Below are 17,103 nucleotides of genomic sequence, written 5' to 3'. Positions count from 1 at the left end.
ACGTGTCATGACCGGGCCACGATACGACGGCGCACGACGCGCTGGGCCACCAAGGCGAGGGCCGCCGCGAGCAGGACCGCCCCGGCGAGCCACGGCAGGGCGAGGAACGAGGCGGCCGCCGAGCCCCGCGCGTCCTTCGCGCTGGCCGTCAACTTGACGTCTCCCCAGTCGAGTTGGGGCGCGCCGTGCCACGTCTCGGTGAGCGTGACCTGCTGCCCGGGCAGCAGCTCGGAGGGCACCTTGGTCAGGCCGCGGCTGAGCAGCGTCCGGCCGAAAAGTCCGGTCGCGCTCAGGTCGACCTTCGGATTGAGTGTGACGTTGCCCCGGTTGTGCAGGGTGTACGTGATGTCCGTGCGGCTCTCGCCCAGGCCGGGCACCAGCGGCCGGTGCTGGGCGAGCGAGACGTTCTCGACGGCGAGCGCGGGGAGGGTGGGGCCGCCCACGCGCAGGTAGATCCGGGCGCCCACGGCCTGCTGGACGCCGACGGCGACCTTGCCCTTTCCGGCCGGGCCGGGCGCCACGCGGTCGTCGAGCGCGACCAGGGCACCGACGTGGTCGCCGGGCTCGGCGTCGGGCGGCACGGTGAGCGTGAAGGGCACGGTGACCGCGGACCGGGCCGGGACGGTGATCGCGCTCCGGGCCGGTGCGGCCCAGGCGCCCACGCCGCTCTGCCGCTCCTTCTCCGTGCGCACCGCGAACCCGCCGTCGCGCTCGGTGTTGTACGCGTCGGCCCCGTACAGGCGGAAGCGCAGCGGCGCCGACGTCTTGTTGGCCACGGTCACCTGGTCGTCGAGGGTCGCGCCGGGGGCGGCGGACAGGTAGAAGTACGGGCGCTGGGCGGCGCCCGCGGAGGCGGGGAAGACGGACCAGTCGCCGTTGTCGGCGGCGCGGGCGGGCGGCGCGGCGAGCAGGGCGAGCACGGCGGCCAGGAGGAGTGCGGACAGCTTGCGCACGGCGTTGGACCCCCGGGGACGGGTGGGCCGGCCGGGTGCGCGCCCGGCCCACGGGGTGGATGTCAGGTGAGGGTGAGGGTCAGCACGCCGCTGTAGGCGCCCGGCGCGGTGAACGCGGGCACGTCGAGCGAGAGCTTCGCGTCCACGGTGAACTCGCCGCCGGTCAGCGCCGCGTTCGGGGTGGAGGCGAGGGTCGCGCCCGCGCCGCCCACACTGCCGGCCGAGCCCGCGGCACACACGGACGGGGAGCCGGGCCTGGTGACGCAGGCGGGTGTCCAGCTCAGCCTGCCCGCGTCGATGGAACCGCCGGGACCGGTGAAGTCGGTGACCTTGCCGGTCAGGGACCAGCCCGCGGGGCCGCCGCGGAAGTCCTGGACCGTCACCGTCTTCAGGCCGCCGGTGGAGGCGCCGCCCTTGCCGAAGTCGACCGCGGTGAGGTCGACGCTGTCACCGGCCTGGGACATCGCCAGGGTGCCCGCGTTCACGGCCGCGTTGAGCTTCTGGCTCGGTCCGGTGGGCGGCGGTCCGCTGTTGACCTTGTACGCCACCGGGCCCGCGCCGTGCGCCGGGTCCCAGGCCGCCCCTTCGTAGGCCACGATCCCGGTGGTCGCCGGGTCCGTGATCTTCGGCCGGGCGGTGAAGCCGCCGTTCGCGTCCGACTTGAAGGTGATCTTGTCGGCGGTGGTGGCGGTGCCGTTCCAGCCCGCGACGGTGACGTCCGCGTTCGGGGTGAACTTGGTCCCGGTCACGGTCGTACGGTCACCGGCGTTGCCCGCGGCCGGGGTCGCGCTGATCGTGCGCTGGTTGACCTGTCCGCCGCCGTCCGTGGCGTTGACCGTCCCGGAGACGGGCGCGGGCGGGTTGGTGACCGTGCAGGGCGTGTCCAGCTCCATGATGTAGCTGGTGTGGATGTTGTAGTCGCCGGGCGACAGGGTGATCGCACCGGCCTTGGTGGCGGTGAAGCTGCCGCTCATGGAGAACGCCGGGAACGCGCCCTTGCCGGGCACCGGGTCGTTCTTCTTCGGGCCCGCCACGTCCACCGTGCCGGTCTGGGCACCCGCGAGGACGACCTTGCCGGTCGGGGTCATGATGTCGGCGGGCAGGGCGATGTCGACCGGGTTGCTGGCGGCGGGCTTGTTCACCGTGTAGGTCACGGTGACCTTGTCGCCGACCCTGGGTGCCGCGTTGTCGACGGTGATGGTCGCGTTCGTGGTGCCGTCGATCGGCGGGATCCCCGCGACGGCGGGCGGGATGCAGTGCGTGGCGAAGTCGACGGGCGTCGCGGCCAGTGCGCTCGCGGGTGCGGCGAGCGCGCCGGTTCCGGCGGCGAGTGCGACCGCTCCCAACACGGCGGCCAGACGCCGTCTTCGACCTTCCGACATGGGCTTGCCCCCCTTCCTGAAGTGGCACAGCGCGGCTCGGCTGCGCCGGCAGGGGCCCATTGACGGCTGGGGGCGAAAAGAAGTCAATGCCATCCTGGCGCAGCAACTGATGACCCATCAGATGCTGTCAAGATCCTGGCATTTCAGGCCACTTGGAGGTATTGGCACCCGCACCGGGCCACACGAAAGCCGGCGCCGCCCGGGACGGCACCGGCTCGTTCTGCGATGCGCGGTTCTGCGTTCTGCTCTGCGTGTTGCACGGTTCCGCGTTCTGGATGCTGCGGGGCGCGTGGTGCGTTCCGCTTGGTGGTGGTCGGTTCGCCCGGCCGCCCGGTGCGCGTCAGTCGAAGACGAACGGGCCCGGTGCCTGTGAGGTCGTCGCGTCGCAGTTCACCGTGATCCCGAAGATCGTCATCTTCAGGGCGGTGCCGTCGAAGTACGAGTCGAGGCTGTCACCGGAGGCGACGGTACCGTTCAGCGGGCCGATGGTGACCGGGTCGCCCGCGCTCAGGGCGGGGTTGGCGTTGCCGCTGAACACCGTGGCGCCACCGGCGCCGCCCGCGAGGGTCAGGTTGGCGCTGATCTGGTTGGCGCCCACGGCGACCGGGGTGGTGACGGCCGAGGTCAGCGTGACGGTCGCGGCCGTGCCGCTCTGGGTCGCGGTGAGCGTGGCGCTGCCGCCGCCCCAGGCTCCGCAGTCGTACGTGGCGGTCGCCGAGCCCGGCGAGACGGCGGCCGCGCTCGGCGCGAAGGCGAGGCCCGCGACGGCCACCGCCCCCACCGCGAGTGCGGCCCGCGCGACCGGCCTTCTGGTGCTCTTACGCATGGTTCCCCTTCCCGTTACAGGGAGTTGATCGTCTGCCGCGTCATCGACACACGACCGCGCAGCACGCCCCGGCGGCCCGCGTGCACGGGTGCGCGGGCGTGCGGGCATGGCGATGCAAGGGCTGCGGTAGCTGCGCGGAGGGAGCGCGTCCGACTCCGGCCCGGGGCTGCGGCTCTGCACCCCATGCCGGCCCGCCCGCGAATCTGACGGGCCGTCGGATCGACTGTCGTCCATTGATGCGCGGGTGGCTTGGGATTGCAAGGGGCATCGCGTTGATTCTTCACGCGGGGTGCCTGCGGCGCGGGGCAGGTTTGATGTCGGCCGCGGGCCGTGCCGGGTACTCGCGCCGTTCCCCGCGCCCCTGGCAGGGTGCGTCTACCGGGGGCCCATTGTTCGGGCTTGCCCGCGGCGCGGGACCGGTTCGATGTCGGCCGCGGACCGTGCCCGGTGCTCGCGCCGTTCCCCGCGCCCCTGGCAGGGTGCGTCTACCGGGGGCCCATTGTTCGGGCTTGCCCGTGGCGCCGGGCAGGTCCGATGTCGGGTGCGGACCGTGCCAGGTGCTCGCGCCGTTCCCCGCGCCCCTGGCAGGGTGCGTCTACCGGGGGCCGCTTGTGCGAGCTTGCCCGCGGCGCGGGACCGGTTCGATGTCGGCCGCGGACCGTGCCCGGTGCTCGCGCCGTTCCCCGCGCCCCTTGGCAGGGTGCGTCTCCCGGGGGCCGGTTGTGCGAGCTTGCCCTTCGGCGCCGGGTGCGGACCGTGCCCGGTGCTCGCGCCCCTGGCAGGGTGCGGGGGTGGGTGGGGTCAGGTTCTCGATTGGAGGTCGCCGGTGGGGGTGGCCAGCAGGATGGGGGTGGTGGGGCCGCCCAGGTCGCGTACCGCTGCCGTGTCCGCTGCCGTGGGGGCGGACGCCTCGGTCACCACGGCCGCCGCCTCCAGGGACTTCGCGCCGCTGGCCACCGCCATGGCGACGGCGGTCTGGAGGGCGGACAGCTTCAGCGAGGGGAGCTCGACCGTTCCGGCGACGTACGTGCGGCCCGTCTCGTCACGCACGGCGGCGCCCTCGGCCACGCCGTTGCGGGCCCGGGCGCTGCGCGCGAGCGTGATGATCTTGCGGTCCTCGGGGTCGAGTTCGGTGCTCTGTGTCATGCCCCGAGCATAAGGAGTGCCGGGGCCGAGGCCGCCCGGGGGCTCAGCCCTGGATCGCCTGGTCCGCCTTCTTGGCGACGGTGGCCGTGACGGTCTTGAACTCGGCCGCCGGGGCCGCGCCCGGCCGCGTCGAAGTTACTCGTCTGCCGGGCGGCCGCACCCAGCGCGACGGGCCGGCCCCGCATGAGGTCCATGACGGCCCGCCCGGGCGGCGCTCAGCCCGCGATCGGGTACATCGAGCCGCGGCGGCCCTCCGGGGAGGTCAGCCACTCCAGCTTCTCGGCGGTGTCGGTGTTCGGCAGTGGGGTGTGCAGCACGATCATCAGGTCCGGGCGGGCCGGGACGCGCAGCTGGGTGGACTCGACGTGCAGCGCGCCGACCACCGGGTGCTCCAGCTCCTTGCCGAGCAGGCCGCCGGGCTGCACGTCGCGCCGCTCCCACAGCTCCACGAACTCCGGGCTCAGCTCCTTGGCCTGCTCGACGACCGCCCGGAACCCCTCGTCGTCGGGCCGCTCCGACCAGGCCGCCCGGAACTGCGCGACGACGGTGCAGGCGATCTCGTCCCAACGCTTGGCGCGGGCGCGGTAGATGGGGTCGGTGAAGAACGCGATCAGACAGTTCTGCACGATCTCGGGGCGCATGCCCAGCACCAGCGCGGCCGAGTCGTTGTACATGACCGTGTTCCAGTACGCGTCCATGATGTGCGCGGGGAACGGCATCCAGGCGTCGATCAGTCGCTGAAGCCCGTGGCACATGTCGACACTGGCCGGGTCGACCTCAAGGGCCGGCGGATTGAGCCCGGCGAGCACGTAGAGGTGGCGGCGCTCGGCGCTGGTGAGCCGCAGCACCCGGCCCACCGAGTCCAGCACCTGCGGGGACACCGTGATGTCGCGGCCCTGCTCCAGCCACTGGTACCAGGAGACGCCGACCCCGGCGAGCACGGCGACCTCCTCGCGGCGCAGCCCCGGGGTGCGGCGGCGGGCCCCGCCGTCGGGCAGCCCGGCCTGGGTGGGGGTGACCCGGGCACGCCGGTTCATCAGGAACTCGCGCAGCTCGCTGCGGCGGTGCTGGTCGATCGGTGTGGCCACGAACTCCCCCTCGGCTGCCTGGTGGTGCCACCAACAGGATAAGTTCCCACTCTCCACGGGCATTCCCGGGCCGCGAAGGTGGTGGCCATGGCGATCGACACCCACACGACCATCCCCGGGCCGCACACGGCGGCTCCCCACGACGACCGGCTCAGCGGCCGGGCCAAGCTGGTCCTCTTCGTGCTCTGTGCCGCCCAGTTCATGGTGGCGCTCGACTTCTCCGTACTGAACGTGGCGCTCCCCGCGCTCGGCAAGGACCTCGGCCTCGGCCAGTCCGCGCTCCAGTGGGCGGTCACCGCGTTCGCCCTGCCCTCGGGCGGGTTCCTGCTCCTGTTCGGCCGCATCGCCGACCTCTTCGGCCGCAAGAAGCTGTTCCTGACCGGCCTCGCGCTGTTCGGCGCGGCGTCGCTGCTCGCCACCCTTGCCTGGGACCCGGCGTCCTTCCTGACCGGGCGCGCGCTCCAAGGCCTGGGCGCCGCCGTCATCGTGCCGACCGGCATGTCCCTGCTGACCACCACGTTCCCCGAGGGCCCGCAGCGCGAGAAGGCGCTCGGCATCTCCGGCACGCTGCTCTCGCTGGGCTACACCACCGGCATGGTGCTCGGCGGTGTCATGACCGACACCCTGGGCTGGCGCTCCACGATGGGGCTGCTCGTGGCCTTCGCGGTGGTCGTCCTGGCCCTGGCCCCCGGGCTGCTGCCCGAGTCCCGCACCCCCGAGCGGCCGCGCCTGGACGTCCCCGGCGCCGTCACCGTCACCGGCGGTCTGCTCGCGGTGATCTACGCCCTGTCGACGGCGGCCCAGCGCGGCTTCGGCGGCGCGGACGTCTGGGGCACCCTGCTCGTGGGCCTCGCCCTGCTGGCCGCCTTCGTCGTCGTCGAGTCGAAGGCCCAGGCCCCGCTGATCTCGCTGCCGATGCTGCGGCGCCGCACGGTGGCCTGGGGCAACCTGGGCGGTCTGGTCACCTTCTCGATGATGTCCTCGGTCGTCTTCGTGCTGACCCTCTACCTCCAGGAGATCCTGGGTCTGTCGTCCTTCGAGACCGGTCTGGTCTTCGGCATCCAGGGCATCGCCTCGGCCTTCGCCGGTGCGTACGCCGCCAGGCTCATCGGCCGCTTCGGCGCCCGGCGCGTGCTGGTCGGCTCGCTGCTCGGCCAGGGCCTGTTCGTGGCCGCCCTGCTGGGGCTCGGCACCGGGTCCGGCGCGGTGCTCGCCACCGTCGCCGTCTCGCTGGCCAGCATGTGCCACCTCGGCGCGATCATCTCGTACGGCGTGACCGTGACCAGCGGGGTGCCGAACGAGGAGCAGGGCCTGGCGACGGGGCTGGTCACCACCACCCAGCAGGTCGGCCTCACCGTGGGCATCCCGCTGCTCGGCGTCCTCGCCACCACGCAGGCCTCGCTCTTCGACGGGGTGCGCACGGTCCTGGCGATCGACGCGCTGATCGTGGTCGCGGCGGCCGCGCTGCTGGCGGTCGTCCTCGGGCTGCGCGACCGCGCGCGGGTTTGAGGGGTCAGGCCCGGTCGAGCCGGAGCCGCTCGGCCTTCGGCAGACCGGCGACCACCAGGTCGTACGAGTCCTCGACGAGCTCCCGGACCAGCCGGTCCGGGAGCTCGGCCACGGTCACGGTGTTCCAGTGCCGCTTGTTCATGTGCCAGCCCGGCACGATCGCGGCGTGCTCCTCACGCAGCCTGACCGCGTCGTCGGGGTCGCACTTGAGGTTCACGGTGAGCGGCTCTCCGTCCAGGGCGCTCAGCGCGAACACCTTCCCGAGCACCTTGAAGACGGAGGTCTCCGGGTTGAACGGGAACTCCTCCGTCACGGCGTTGAACTCCAGGCAGAACGCCCTCAGTTGCTGCGGTGTCACTCCGTGCGCCCCTTCTCGTCGTCGTCCTTCATCGGCTCCACGAGCACGGTGACGATCTTGTTGCGGCGGCCGGCCGGGGACTCGGCGGTGAGCCGCAGCCGCCGTGCGTCGGGCAGCTCCACCACGGCCGTGGCCCCCGCGATCGGCACCCGGCCGAGCGACTTGGCGAGCAGCCCGCCGACGGTCTCCACGTCCTCGTCGTCGAACTCGTCGAAGCCGAACAGTTCGCCCAGGTCGCCGATGTCGAGCCGGGCGGTCACCCGGAAGCAGCCGTCCGCGAGCTCGGTGACCGGCGGCAGTTCGCGGTCGTACTCGTCGGTGATCTCGCCGACGATCTCCTCCAGGATGTCCTCGATGGTGACGATGCCCGCGGTGCCGCCGTACTCGTCGATGACGACCGCGACGTGGCTTCGCTGCTGCTGCATCTCGCGCAGCAGGTCCCCGGCGTTCTTGGTGTCGGGCACGAAGGCGGCGGGCCGCATGGCGGTCGAGACGAGGTCGGCCTCGGAGTCCCGGTTGATGTGCGTCTTGCGCACCAGGTCCTTCAGATAGACGATCCCGACGATGTCGTCCTCGTTCTCGCCGGTCACCGGAATCCGGGAGAAGCCGGACCGCAGCGCGAGGGTGAGCGCCTGGCGGATCGTCTTGTAGCGCTCGATGCAGACGAGGTCGGTGCGCGGCACCATGACCTCGCGCACCAGGGTGTCGCCCAGCTCGAAGACCGAGTGCACCATGCGGCGCTCGTCGTCCTCGATCAGCGACTCCTGCTCGGCGAGGTCGACCATCGCCCGCAGCTCGGCCTCCGAGGCGAACGGCCCCTTGCGGAAGCCCTTTCCGGGGGTGAGCGCGTTGCCCAGCAGGATCAGGAGCTGCGGGATCGGGCCCATGATCCTGGCCAGCGGCAGCAGCACGTACGCCGCCGCCGTGGCGGTGTTCAGCGGGTGCTGGCGCCCGATGGTGCGGGGCGAGACGCCGACGGCGACGTACGAGACGAGCACCATCACCGCGATGGCGACGAGCAGCGCGGCCCACGTCCGGGCGAACTCGTCGAGGCAGACGTACGTGACGAGGACCCCGGCGGCCATCTCGCAGGCGACCCGCACGAGCAGGGCCACGTTCAGGTAGCGCGTCGGGTCCGCGGCGATCTGGGCGAGCTTGGCGCTGCCGCGCCGCCCGGTCCGTACCGCCTCCTCCGCGCGGAAGGAGGAGGTACGGGCGATGCCCGCCTCGGCGCAGGCGGCGAGCCAGGCGACGACGACCAGGGCGACGGCACCCGCGATCAGTTGCCCGGTCATGAGACGGTCGGCGCCGGGGAGGGGCCGGTCAGGCCCTTCTCCGCACGCCAGCCGTCCACGATCGCCGCCTGGAGGCCGAACATCTCGGCCTTCTCGTCCGGCTCCTCGTGGTCGTAGCCGAGCAGGTGCAGCACGCCGTGGACGGTCAGGAGCTGGAGCTCCTCGTCCATGGAGTGCTGCGTCTCGGCGTCCTCGCCCTGCTTCTTGGCGACCTCGGGGCAGAGCACGATGTCGCCGAGGAGCCCCTGCGGGGGCTCGTCGTCGTCCTTCGACGGCGGGCGCAGCTCGTCCATGGGGAAGGACATGACGTCGGTCGGACCCGGCAGGTCCATCCACTGGATGTGCAGCTGCTCCATGGCCTCGGCGTCCACGACGATCACCGACAGCTCGGAGAGCGGGTGGATCCGCATCCGCGTGAGCGCGTAGCGGGCGATGTCGAGGATCGCCTGCTCGTCGACCTCGGTTCCGGACTCGTTGTTGACGTCGATCGACATGGTGCGCTCTGCTCTACTTCCCGTTCCGGCCGCTCTGACCGTTCTGGTCCTGGCGGCTGTCGTACTGCTCGTACGCGTCGACGATACGGCCGACGAGCTTGTGCCGTACGACATCCTGCGAGGTGAGCCGGGAGAAGTGCACGTCGTCGACGCCCTCCAGGATGTCCTGGACCTGGCGCAGACCGCTCTTCGTGCCGTTGGGGAGGTCGACCTGGGTGATGTCACCCGTGATGACGATCTTCGAGTCGAAGCCGAGCCGGGTCAGGAACATCTTCATCTGCTCGGCGCTGGTGTTCTGCGCCTCGTCGAGGATGATGAACGCGTCGTTGAGCGTGCGGCCGCGCATGTAGGCCAGCGGGGCCACCTCGATGGTCCCCGCCGCCATCAGCCGCGGGATCGAGTCCGGGTCGAGCATGTCGTGCAGCGCGTCGTACAGCGGGCGCAGGTACGGGTCGATCTTCTCGTAGAGCGTGCCGGGCAGGAAGCCCAGGCGCTCTCCGGCCTCCACGGCCGGGCGGGTCAGGATGATCCGGGTGACCTGCTTGGACTGGAGGGCCTGGACCGCCTTCGCCATGGCGAGGTAGGTCTTTCCGGTGCCGGCCGGTCCGATGCCGAAGACGATCGTGTGCTTGTCGATCGCGTCGACGTACCGCTTCTGGTTGAGGGTCTTGGGCCGGATCGTGCGGCCGCGGCTGGAGAGGATGTTCTGCGTGAGCACCTCGGCGGGTGTCTCGCGGTGACCGTCCCCGTTGGCCGCGCTGCCGTTCGCTCTGAGCATGGCGATCGAGCGTTCCACTGCGTCCTCCGTCATCGGCTGTCCGGTGCGGAGCACCAGCATCATCTCGTCGAACAGTCGCTGGATGAGGGCGACTTCCGTCGCGTCCCCCACGGCGCTGATCACATTGCCCCGTACGTGGATGTCGGCCGACGGGAAGGCCTTCTCGATCACGCGCAGCAGGGAGTCGCTCGAACCCAGGATGGTCACCATGGGGTGCTTGGCCGGGATGGTGATCTGGGCGTGCGCCTGCGGGTGTGTGGGTGTCTGAGTCATGGGCCGGCTCTGTGGCCTGCACATACCTCCCGTTGCAGGGTTCTCGCCGCTCGAGAGCCTCTGGGATACCAAGCGTACGACTTGCCGCGCGGGCGACCGAGAGGTTTTCCACCCTGCTTCCTGGCGGGGTGCCCCGCCGGGCCCGCTGGGGCTGAGCCCCACAGCCCCCTGTCGTCCTTCTGTCGTCGTTCGTCAGCGGACCGCTTCCGGGGGCTCCGCCCCCGCGCCCCCGCTCCTCAAACGCCGGAGGGGCTGGATTTCGCCGGAGGCGGGGTCAGGCCGGGTGGCGGAAGCCCAGGGTGGGAACTGCTCGGCGCAGCGGCCAGGTCCGGGCGGCGCCCGGGAGGAGGTCGGTGAGGAAGGCGTAGCGGCGCAGGGCGGACGGGTCCTGGTTCCGCAGCGTGCGGACCTTCTCCCACCAGCCCGCGATCTCCGCCCACCCCGGCGCCGAGAGCGACCCGCCGAACTCCTGCACGGACAGCGCCGCGATGAGCCCCGCGAAGGCGAGCCGGTCGGCGAGGGGCCAGCCCGCCAGGGTGCCGGTGACGAAGCCCGCCACGAAGACGTCGCCCGCCCCGGTGGGGTCGAGCGCCTCCACCTCGATGGCCGGGACGTCCGCCGTCTCACCCGTCGCCGCGTCCACGGCGTACGCGCCCTCGGACCCCAGCGTGACCACCGCGAGCGGCACCTTCTCGGCCAGGGCGCGGGCGGCGGCGCGCGGGCAGTCGGTGCGGGTGTAGCGCATCGCCTCGGCCGCGTTCGGCAGGAACGCCTCGCAGTGTTCGAGGTCGGCGAGGCCCGCCAGGTCCCAGCGGCCGGTGTCGTCCCAGCCGACGTCCGCGAAGATCCGCGCCCCGGCCCGCGCGGCGTCCGCGATCCACTCCTCGCGGCGGCCCGGTTCGAGGGAGGCGACCGCGGCCCGGGCGCGCGGCGGGCAGTTGGGCGCGGACAGTTCGTGGGGCGCCTCGTGGCCGTGCGAGACCATCGTGCGTTCGCCCTCGTACGCCATGGAGACGGTGACCGGGGAGTGCCAGCCGGGCACGGTGCGCGACAGCGACAGGTCGATGCCCTCGCCCTGTTCGAGCGCGTCCCAGCAGTACTCGCCGTAGTGGTCGTCGCCGAAGGCCGCGGCCAGCGAGGTGCGCAGGCCGAGCCGGGCGAGCGCGGTGGCCATGTTGGCGACGCCGCCGGGGCTCGACCCCATGCCGCGCGCCCAGGACTCGGTGCCGCGGACCGGGGCGGAGTCGAGCCCGGTGAAGATGATGTCGAGGAAGACCGTGCCGGTGAGGAAGACGTCGCAGGCCGGGTCGCGCGGGTCGCGCAGCCCGTCGAGCGGGTCGACCCGGGCCGCCCGGCGCGGCTCGGCGCCCGGCACGTGCTGGTGCTCGATCAGCGAGTCGTCGGGGCGGGGCCGCCCGGCCGGGACCCCGGCGCCCGCCGCGGGGTTCCGCCCGGCGGGGCCGGACACGGGGTCGGGGCAGGGCCGCTGGGGCTCGTGGTGCGCGGGGCGGGGCGGCTGCTCTCTGCTGGGTGGTGTCGTCACGGCGGGCTCTCCGTTCGCGTACAGATCAGGCAAGTCTGCCCGATGCGCGCCCGCCAGGTGCCGCTACCAGCGCGGCAGCTCCGGACTCGTCCAATCGGCGTGTTCCGGTGCCCGGCGCATCGCGGCGGCGTCGTCGCGGTCGCGCAGGGTGCCGTCGTCGTCGAGCCAGCGCCGGTGCAGCCGGGCGAGTTCGGTGCGGTCGAGGGTGACGCCGAGACCGGGGGCGTCGGACACGGTCAGGCGTCCTTCGCGAAAGACGTGCCGGGCGGTGATCACGTCCTCGGTCTGCCACGGGTAGTGGCTGTCGCAGGCGTGGTCGAGGTTGGGGACGGTCGCCGCGACCTGGGTCATCGCGGCGAGGCTGATCCCCAGGTGCGTGTTGGAGTGCATGGACAGGCCCACCCCGAACGCCCGGCAGATCGCGGCGAGTTCACGGGTGGTGCGCAGCCCGCCCCAGTAGTGGTGGTCGCACAGCACCACCTGGACGGCGTCGGTCAGGAACGCCTCCCTGATCTCGGGGAAGGCCGTGACGCACATGTTGGTGGCGAGCGGCACCCCCGTCCCCCGCGCCACCTCTGCCATCGCGGCCGTGCCCGGCGTCGGGTCCTCCAGGTATTCGAGTACGTCCGCGAGCTCGGCCGCCACCCTGAGCGAGGTCTCGGGCGTCCAGCCGCCGTTGGGGTCCAGACGGAGCGGTCGCCCGGGAAAAGCGGCGGCCAGGGCTCGGATCGCGGCGACCTCCTGCTCGGGCGGGAAGACGCCGCCCTTGAGCTTGAACGAGCCGAAGCCGTGCTCGCGCACGAAGCGGTGGGCCTGTTCGACGATCCCGGCGGGGTCGAGGGCCGCGCCCCAGCCGTCCTTCTCGCCCGCGCCGCCCGGGTGTTCGGCCCAGCGGTAGAAGAGGTACGCGCTGTACTCCACGCTGTCGCGGACCTTGCCGCCGAGCAGGCTGTGGACGGGCACGCCCCGCACCTTTCCGAGCGCGTCGAGGCAGGCCACCTCGAAGGCGGAGACGACGGACAGCCGCAGTTTGTCGGCGGTCCGGGCACCGCGCAGCCCGCCGACGTCGACCGCCTCGTCGACCCGGGAGCCATCGACCCCGATCATGTTCATCAGTGTGAACAGCCCGTTGAGGTCGGCGATGTCGTGCCCGACCAGCGCGTTGGCGTACAGGCCGGCCAGTTCGAGATACGCGGTGTCGCCGTACGTCTCGCCGACCCCGGTCACCCCCTCGGCGGTGACGACCTCGACGATCAGGCGGGGCGTATGGGGCTGATGCACGCCCTGGACGTTGAGGAGTGGGGGGTCGCAGATGAGGACCGGAGTGAGCCGCACCTCGGCGATCCGCTGTCCGTGCACGGCGTCCTCGTCTCTTCTCGCGCACGCCGCCCGTCCGGCGATGCGTCCATCGATTCGTCCAGCAACGTGTCCGTGAATGCGTTCGCGCATACGTCCGTGAATGCGTCCGTGAATGCAAATGGAGACTAGATATGTGAACGGAAGGGCGTCAAGGGCCGCCCCTCTCCAGGCGGCCCCAACTCTCCTGCGGCCGCGGGAAATTCGCTCATTTACCCGACGGATTCCACAGCAAACAGAATGTGATCCAGATCACTCTCTCTCGGCTTTTCGCGCACTCGGGACGCTTGATACAAATTGGGCCCGCGTTCCCGTACAACACCGGGCGCATCCCCCCTCTTTGACCTCCCTGCCCCACGGGCACTGTTCCTTGGAACGCCCATGTCCGCACGCCCTCGTGCCGCCTGGCCCCTGGTCGCCGTCTTCACCGCCGGTTACCTCGCCGCGTACCTCCTTCCCACCGTCGTCGGCCGCCTCTCCGCGGGCCTCGGGCTCTCCCCCGCACAGGCCGGACTGGTCGGCTCCACGCTGCTGTTGAGCTCGGCGACGGCCGGCTTCACCCTGGCCTACCGGGTGGAGCGGCACGGCCCGCGCCGCCTCGCCGGACTCGGCCTGATCCTCGCGATCACCGGGTACGGCGGCGCCGCCCTCACCACCCTGGTCCCGCTCGTCGTGGCGGGCGCGGTGGTCGGCGGGCTCGGTTCCGGCACGGCCACCGCGGTGGCGGCGGCCGGTATCGCCGCCCAGCGCGACCCCCACCGCACCTCGACGCTGGGGCTGCTCTCGGTCTCCGCCACGGCGGGAGCGCTCTACCTGACGATCCCTCACCTCGGCGGCGGCCACGCCACCCCGCTCGCGGCGATCGCTCTCGTCGCGGCGCTGGTGTGGCCCGCGACGCGTCACCTCCCGGACACGTACGGCACGAGCCGGCCGGTGGAGGCCGTCGGGGCCCCGGGTGCTCGGCTCCCCCACCGCCGCTCCGGTACGGTCCTCGCCGCGACCATGCTCTGCTGGTCGCTCGCGCAGAACGCGCTGTGGGGGGTGAGCGGGCGGATCGGTCTCACCCAGGCCGGTCTCACCGAGGTCACCGTCGGCATGGTGTTCGCGGCGGGTCTCGGCGCGGGGCTGCTCGGCGTGCTCGGCGCGGGGGCGCTCGGAGCGCGGCTGGGGCGTGCGGTGCCGATCGGGGTGGGCACGGCGCTCATCGCGTGCTGCATCGTGGCGAGTTCGTCGGCGCACGGGCTCGTGTCCTTCGCCACCGGCGAGATCCTCTGGAACGTCTTCTACCCCGTGGTCCTCTCCTACCTGATCGGCCTGTCCGCGTCGCTCGACCCGCGCGGGCGCTGGGCGGTGCTCGCCGGTTCCGCCTCCTCGCTCGGGGTGGCCTGCGGGCCGCTCACCGGGAGCCTGCTCTCGGAGTACGCGGGGTACCGGGGCATGGGGTTCGTCCTGTGCGGCCTGCTGCTGCTGATCGCGGCGCCCATGAGTGCGGTGGCGCTGAGCGCGGCCGGGCGGCCGCTGGTGCCGGGCTCCATCCGGCGCCGGGGTGGACCCGCGGCGGCGGTTGTCGCGGGGCGGGCCGGGGCGTCGTCCGGGCTGCTTCCGCAGATCGGGGTGCCGGAGCAGGAGGTTGCGGAGATTCCGATCCGCTCGCGGGCGAGGCGGCGCCGCAAGGTCCTCGCGTCCTGAGCCCCTTCCCCACGGGGGCTGGTCGCTCGGCCGCGGCTGAGCCGCCCGGCTGCCCGGGGCTCCGCCCCAGACCCCGGTCGGCCCCTCCCCGCCCCTTCCCTAAACCCTCCGGGGGTTGAAGGACCCCTGGGGGCTCCGCCCCCAGCCCCCCGGCGGGGACTGCGTCCCCTGCACCCCTCCCGTGGCTCCGCCCCGGACCCCGTTCGCGCCTGAACGGCGCTCGTCCTCAAACGCCGGACGGGCTGAAGATGCCAGCACCGGCCCGCACCAGTACTGATAGGGGCGCGGGGAACTGCGCGAGAAGCGAGCACGGTGGACGGACAGACGAGGGGTTAGGGGCGCGGGGAACTGCGCGACCAGCCACGCACGGTCCGCGGACGGGCTCCCGCGCCCGCCCCGCCCTGGCGGAAACAGGGGCCGGGGGACACCACCCCCAGGGGCGGAGCCTCAGGGGGTTGGGGGCTCGGGGGCGTCGAAGTCGTAGGCGGCGACCTCCGCGAGGTAGGCCGCCCGCCGCCCCTCCTCGTCCTCAAGGAACGCCGCCTCGAAGGAGTTCCGCGCAAGTTCCCTGAGCCGCTCACGGGAGAGCCCCAGCGCCTCGTGCACCGCGTGGAACGTGTCACCCACGTACCCCCCGAAGTACGCCGGGTCGTCGGAGTTGACCGTGCACAGCAGCCCCGCGTCCATCATCGCGGGCAGCGGGTGCTCCTCCAGCGTGTCGATCGCGCGCAGGCGTACGTTCGACAGCGGGCACAGCGTGAGCGGGACGCGGTCGCGGACCAGGCGGGCCACCAGGTCCGGGTCCTCCAGGGCCCGCAGGCCGTGGTCGACCCGCTCGACGCCCAGCACGTCGAGCGCCTCGGTGATGTACGCCGGCGGCCCCTCCTCCCCCGCGTGCGCGACCCGGCGCAGCCCGAGCGCGGCGGCGGCCTCGTACACCTCGCGGAACTTGGCGGGCGGGTGGCCGACCTCCGCCGAGTCGAGCCCGACGCCCGTGATCCGGTCCAGGTACGGCCGCGCCGCCTCCAGGGTGAGCAGCGCCGACTCCGCCGACTGGTCGCGCAGGAAGCAGAGGATGAGCCGGGTCGAGATGCCGTGGCGTTCCTCGCTCGTGGACAGGGCCCGCCACAGCCCCTCCACGACCGTGCCGATGGACACGCCGCGCGCCGTGTGCGCCTGCGGGTCGAAGAAGATCTCGGCGTGCCGCACCCCCTGGGCCGCGGCCCGGGTCAGATAGGCGTCCGCGAGCGAGGCGAAGTCGTCCTCGGTCCGCAGCACCGTCATCAGCGAGTAGTACAGGTTGAGGAAGGACTGGAGGTCGTCGAAGAGGTACGCCTTGCGCAGCTCCTCGGTGTCGGCGTACGGCAGCTCGACGCCGTTGCGCGCGGCGAGCTCGAAGGCCAGCTCGGGTTCGAGGGTGCCTTCGATGTGGAGGTGGAGTTCGGCCTTGGGGAGGGGCATGGGGGCTTCCTAGGGGTGGTGCTTCAGGTGGTGCGTGGGGGGACCGGGACCCTGACCAGGTCGGCGGCCACCGTCAGTTCGCCCTCGAATCCGGCGGCACGGGCCTGCCGCTCGAACTCCTCCGGGTCGGAGTACCGCTGTGAGAAGTGGGTCAGGACGAGGTGGCGTACGCCCGCGTCACGCGCCACCGCGGCGGCCTGACCTGCCGTCAAGTGGCCGTGGTCCACGGCGAGTTGAACGTCGCCGTCGAGGAACGTCGACTCGATGACCAGCATGTCGCAGCCGTCCGCGAGCGCGGTCACGCCCGGGCACAGCCGGGTGTCCATGACGAAGGCGAACCGCTGCCCGCGCCGGACCTCGCTGACCTCGTCGAGGGTGACGCCGTTCAGCTCGCCCTCGCGCTGGAGCCGCCCGACGTCGGGACCCTTGATGCCGCGCTCGGCGAGCAGGTCGGGCCGCATGCGCCGCCCGTCCGGCTCGACGAGCCGGTAGCCGTACGACTCGACGGGGTGCGAGAGCCTGCGGGCCTCCAGGGTGTACGCGGCCGTCGTGGCGAGGACCGCGCCCTCCCCCGCGACCGGCTCCTGCCCGAGCCGGACCGACTCGTGGTAGGCGGTGGCGTACCGCAGCCGCTCGAAGAAGTGCTCGCCGCTGAGCGGGTAGTGCGCGGTGACCGGGTGCGGGACCCGGTCCAGGTTGATCCGCTGGATCACCCCGGCCAGGCCCAGCGAGTGGTCGCCGTGGAAGTGCGTGACGCAGATCCGGTCGATGTCGTGGGCGGCGACCCCGGCCCGCAGCATCTGCCGCTGGGTGCCCTCGCCGGGGTCGAAGAGGATGCCCTCGCCGTCCCAGCGCAGCAGATAGCCGTTGTGGTTGCGGTGCCGGGTGGGGACCTGGCTGGCGGTGCCGAGCACCACCAATTCACGTACGGACACGGTGAGTCGGCCTGCTG

At 72.5% G+C, this 17,103-nt stretch carries 15 protein-coding genes; 2 read left to right on the top strand and 13 right to left on the bottom strand.

Going from position 1 to position 17,103, the window contains the following annotated elements; translation table 11 throughout:
* Positions 1–5 precede the first annotated feature (5 nt).
* The 5 genes from AC07F3_RS07400 to AC07F3_RS07380 form a co-directional block, all read right to left on the bottom strand.
* Entirely contained in the window at positions 6–953 is a 948-nt protein-coding gene (locus tag AC07F3_RS07400) for a DUF916 domain-containing protein (RefSeq protein ID WP_479111360.1), read from the bottom strand.
* Positions 954–1,015: 62 nt separating this feature from the next.
* On the bottom strand, positions 1,016–2,335 hold the full coding sequence (locus AC07F3_RS07395) for a beta-xylosidase (protein ID WP_479111358.1): 1,320 nt from the start codon (positions 2,333–2,335) through the stop codon (positions 1,016–1,018).
* Positions 2,336–2,675: 340 nt separating this feature from the next.
* The gene (locus tag AC07F3_RS07390) at positions 2,676–3,161 is read right to left on the bottom strand and encodes a hypothetical protein (protein ID WP_479111357.1); all 486 of its coding nucleotides are present in this window, start codon (positions 3,159–3,161) and stop codon (positions 2,676–2,678) included.
* 801 nt (positions 3,162–3,962) lie between these two features.
* Entirely contained in the window at positions 3,963–4,307 is a 345-nt protein-coding gene (locus AC07F3_RS07385) for a cytidine deaminase (protein WP_479111355.1), read from the bottom strand.
* 215 nt (positions 4,308–4,522) lie between these two features.
* A complete protein-coding gene (locus AC07F3_RS07380) occupies positions 4,523–5,344 on the bottom strand; it encodes a helix-turn-helix transcriptional regulator (RefSeq protein ID WP_479111921.1) in 822 nt (273 codons plus the stop codon).
* Between the two features lie 138 nt (positions 5,345–5,482).
* Here AC07F3_RS07380 and AC07F3_RS07375 point away from each other — a divergent pair, with 138 nt between their 5' ends.
* Positions 5,483–6,904, top strand: a complete 1,422-nt coding sequence (locus tag AC07F3_RS07375; protein ID WP_479111353.1) for an MFS transporter — start codon at positions 5,483–5,485, stop codon at positions 6,902–6,904.
* A 4-nt stretch (positions 6,905–6,908) separates the two neighbouring features.
* Here AC07F3_RS07375 and AC07F3_RS07370 read toward each other — a convergent pair whose 3' ends face one another.
* From AC07F3_RS07370 to AC07F3_RS07345, 6 genes are all read right to left on the bottom strand, one after another.
* Positions 6,909–7,262 carry an MmcQ/YjbR family DNA-binding protein gene (locus AC07F3_RS07370; protein ID WP_479111351.1) on the bottom strand — a complete coding sequence of 118 codons (354 nt, stop codon included), beginning with the start codon at positions 7,260–7,262 and terminating at the stop codon, positions 6,909–6,911.
* Positions 7,259–8,557 (bottom strand): hemolysin family protein, encoded by a 1,299-nt coding sequence (locus tag AC07F3_RS07365; protein WP_479111349.1) that lies wholly within the window; start codon positions 8,555–8,557, stop codon positions 7,259–7,261. Before AC07F3_RS07365 ends, AC07F3_RS07370 begins: the two co-directional genes overlap by 4 nt.
* A complete protein-coding gene (gene ybeY, locus AC07F3_RS07360; RefSeq protein ID WP_114035375.1) occupies positions 8,554–9,051 on the bottom strand; it encodes an rRNA maturation RNase YbeY in 498 nt (165 codons plus the stop codon). Before ybeY ends, AC07F3_RS07365 begins: the two co-directional genes overlap by 4 nt.
* A 13-nt stretch (positions 9,052–9,064) precedes the next feature.
* A complete protein-coding gene (locus AC07F3_RS07355) occupies positions 9,065–10,102 on the bottom strand; it encodes a PhoH family protein (protein ID WP_479111346.1) in 1,038 nt (345 codons plus the stop codon).
* Positions 10,103–10,376: 274 nt separating this feature from the next.
* Entirely contained in the window at positions 10,377–11,477 is a 1,101-nt protein-coding gene (locus tag AC07F3_RS07350) for a PfkB family carbohydrate kinase (RefSeq protein ID WP_479111919.1), read from the bottom strand.
* Positions 11,478–11,708: 231 nt separating this feature from the next.
* A complete protein-coding gene (locus AC07F3_RS07345) occupies positions 11,709–13,004 on the bottom strand; it encodes an enolase C-terminal domain-like protein (protein ID WP_479111345.1) in 1,296 nt (431 codons plus the stop codon).
* A gap of 378 nt (positions 13,005–13,382) precedes the next feature.
* On the opposite strand from AC07F3_RS07345, the gene AC07F3_RS07340 reads away from it, so the two are divergent.
* Positions 13,383–14,690, top strand: a complete 1,308-nt coding sequence (locus AC07F3_RS07340) for an MFS transporter (RefSeq protein ID WP_479111343.1) — start codon at positions 13,383–13,385, stop codon at positions 14,688–14,690.
* Between the two features lie 447 nt (positions 14,691–15,137).
* Here the strand turns inward: AC07F3_RS07340 and AC07F3_RS07335 are convergent, their stop codons facing one another.
* Both AC07F3_RS07335 and AC07F3_RS07330 read right to left on the bottom strand, forming a co-directional pair.
* On the bottom strand, positions 15,138–16,151 hold the full coding sequence (locus AC07F3_RS07335; protein WP_479111341.1) for an adenosine deaminase: 1,014 nt from the start codon (positions 16,149–16,151) through the stop codon (positions 15,138–15,140).
* Between the two features lie 23 nt (positions 16,152–16,174).
* The gene (locus AC07F3_RS07330) at positions 16,175–17,086 is read right to left on the bottom strand and encodes a ribonuclease Z (RefSeq protein ID WP_479111339.1); all 912 of its coding nucleotides are present in this window, start codon (positions 17,084–17,086) and stop codon (positions 16,175–16,177) included.
* Positions 17,087–17,103: the final 17 nt, after the last annotated feature.

Source organism: Streptomyces sp. NPDC045846 (assembly GCF_056431605.1).
The sequence above is the reverse complement of the archived record's forward strand: the minus strand, read 5'-3'. Positions and strand labels throughout refer to the sequence as shown.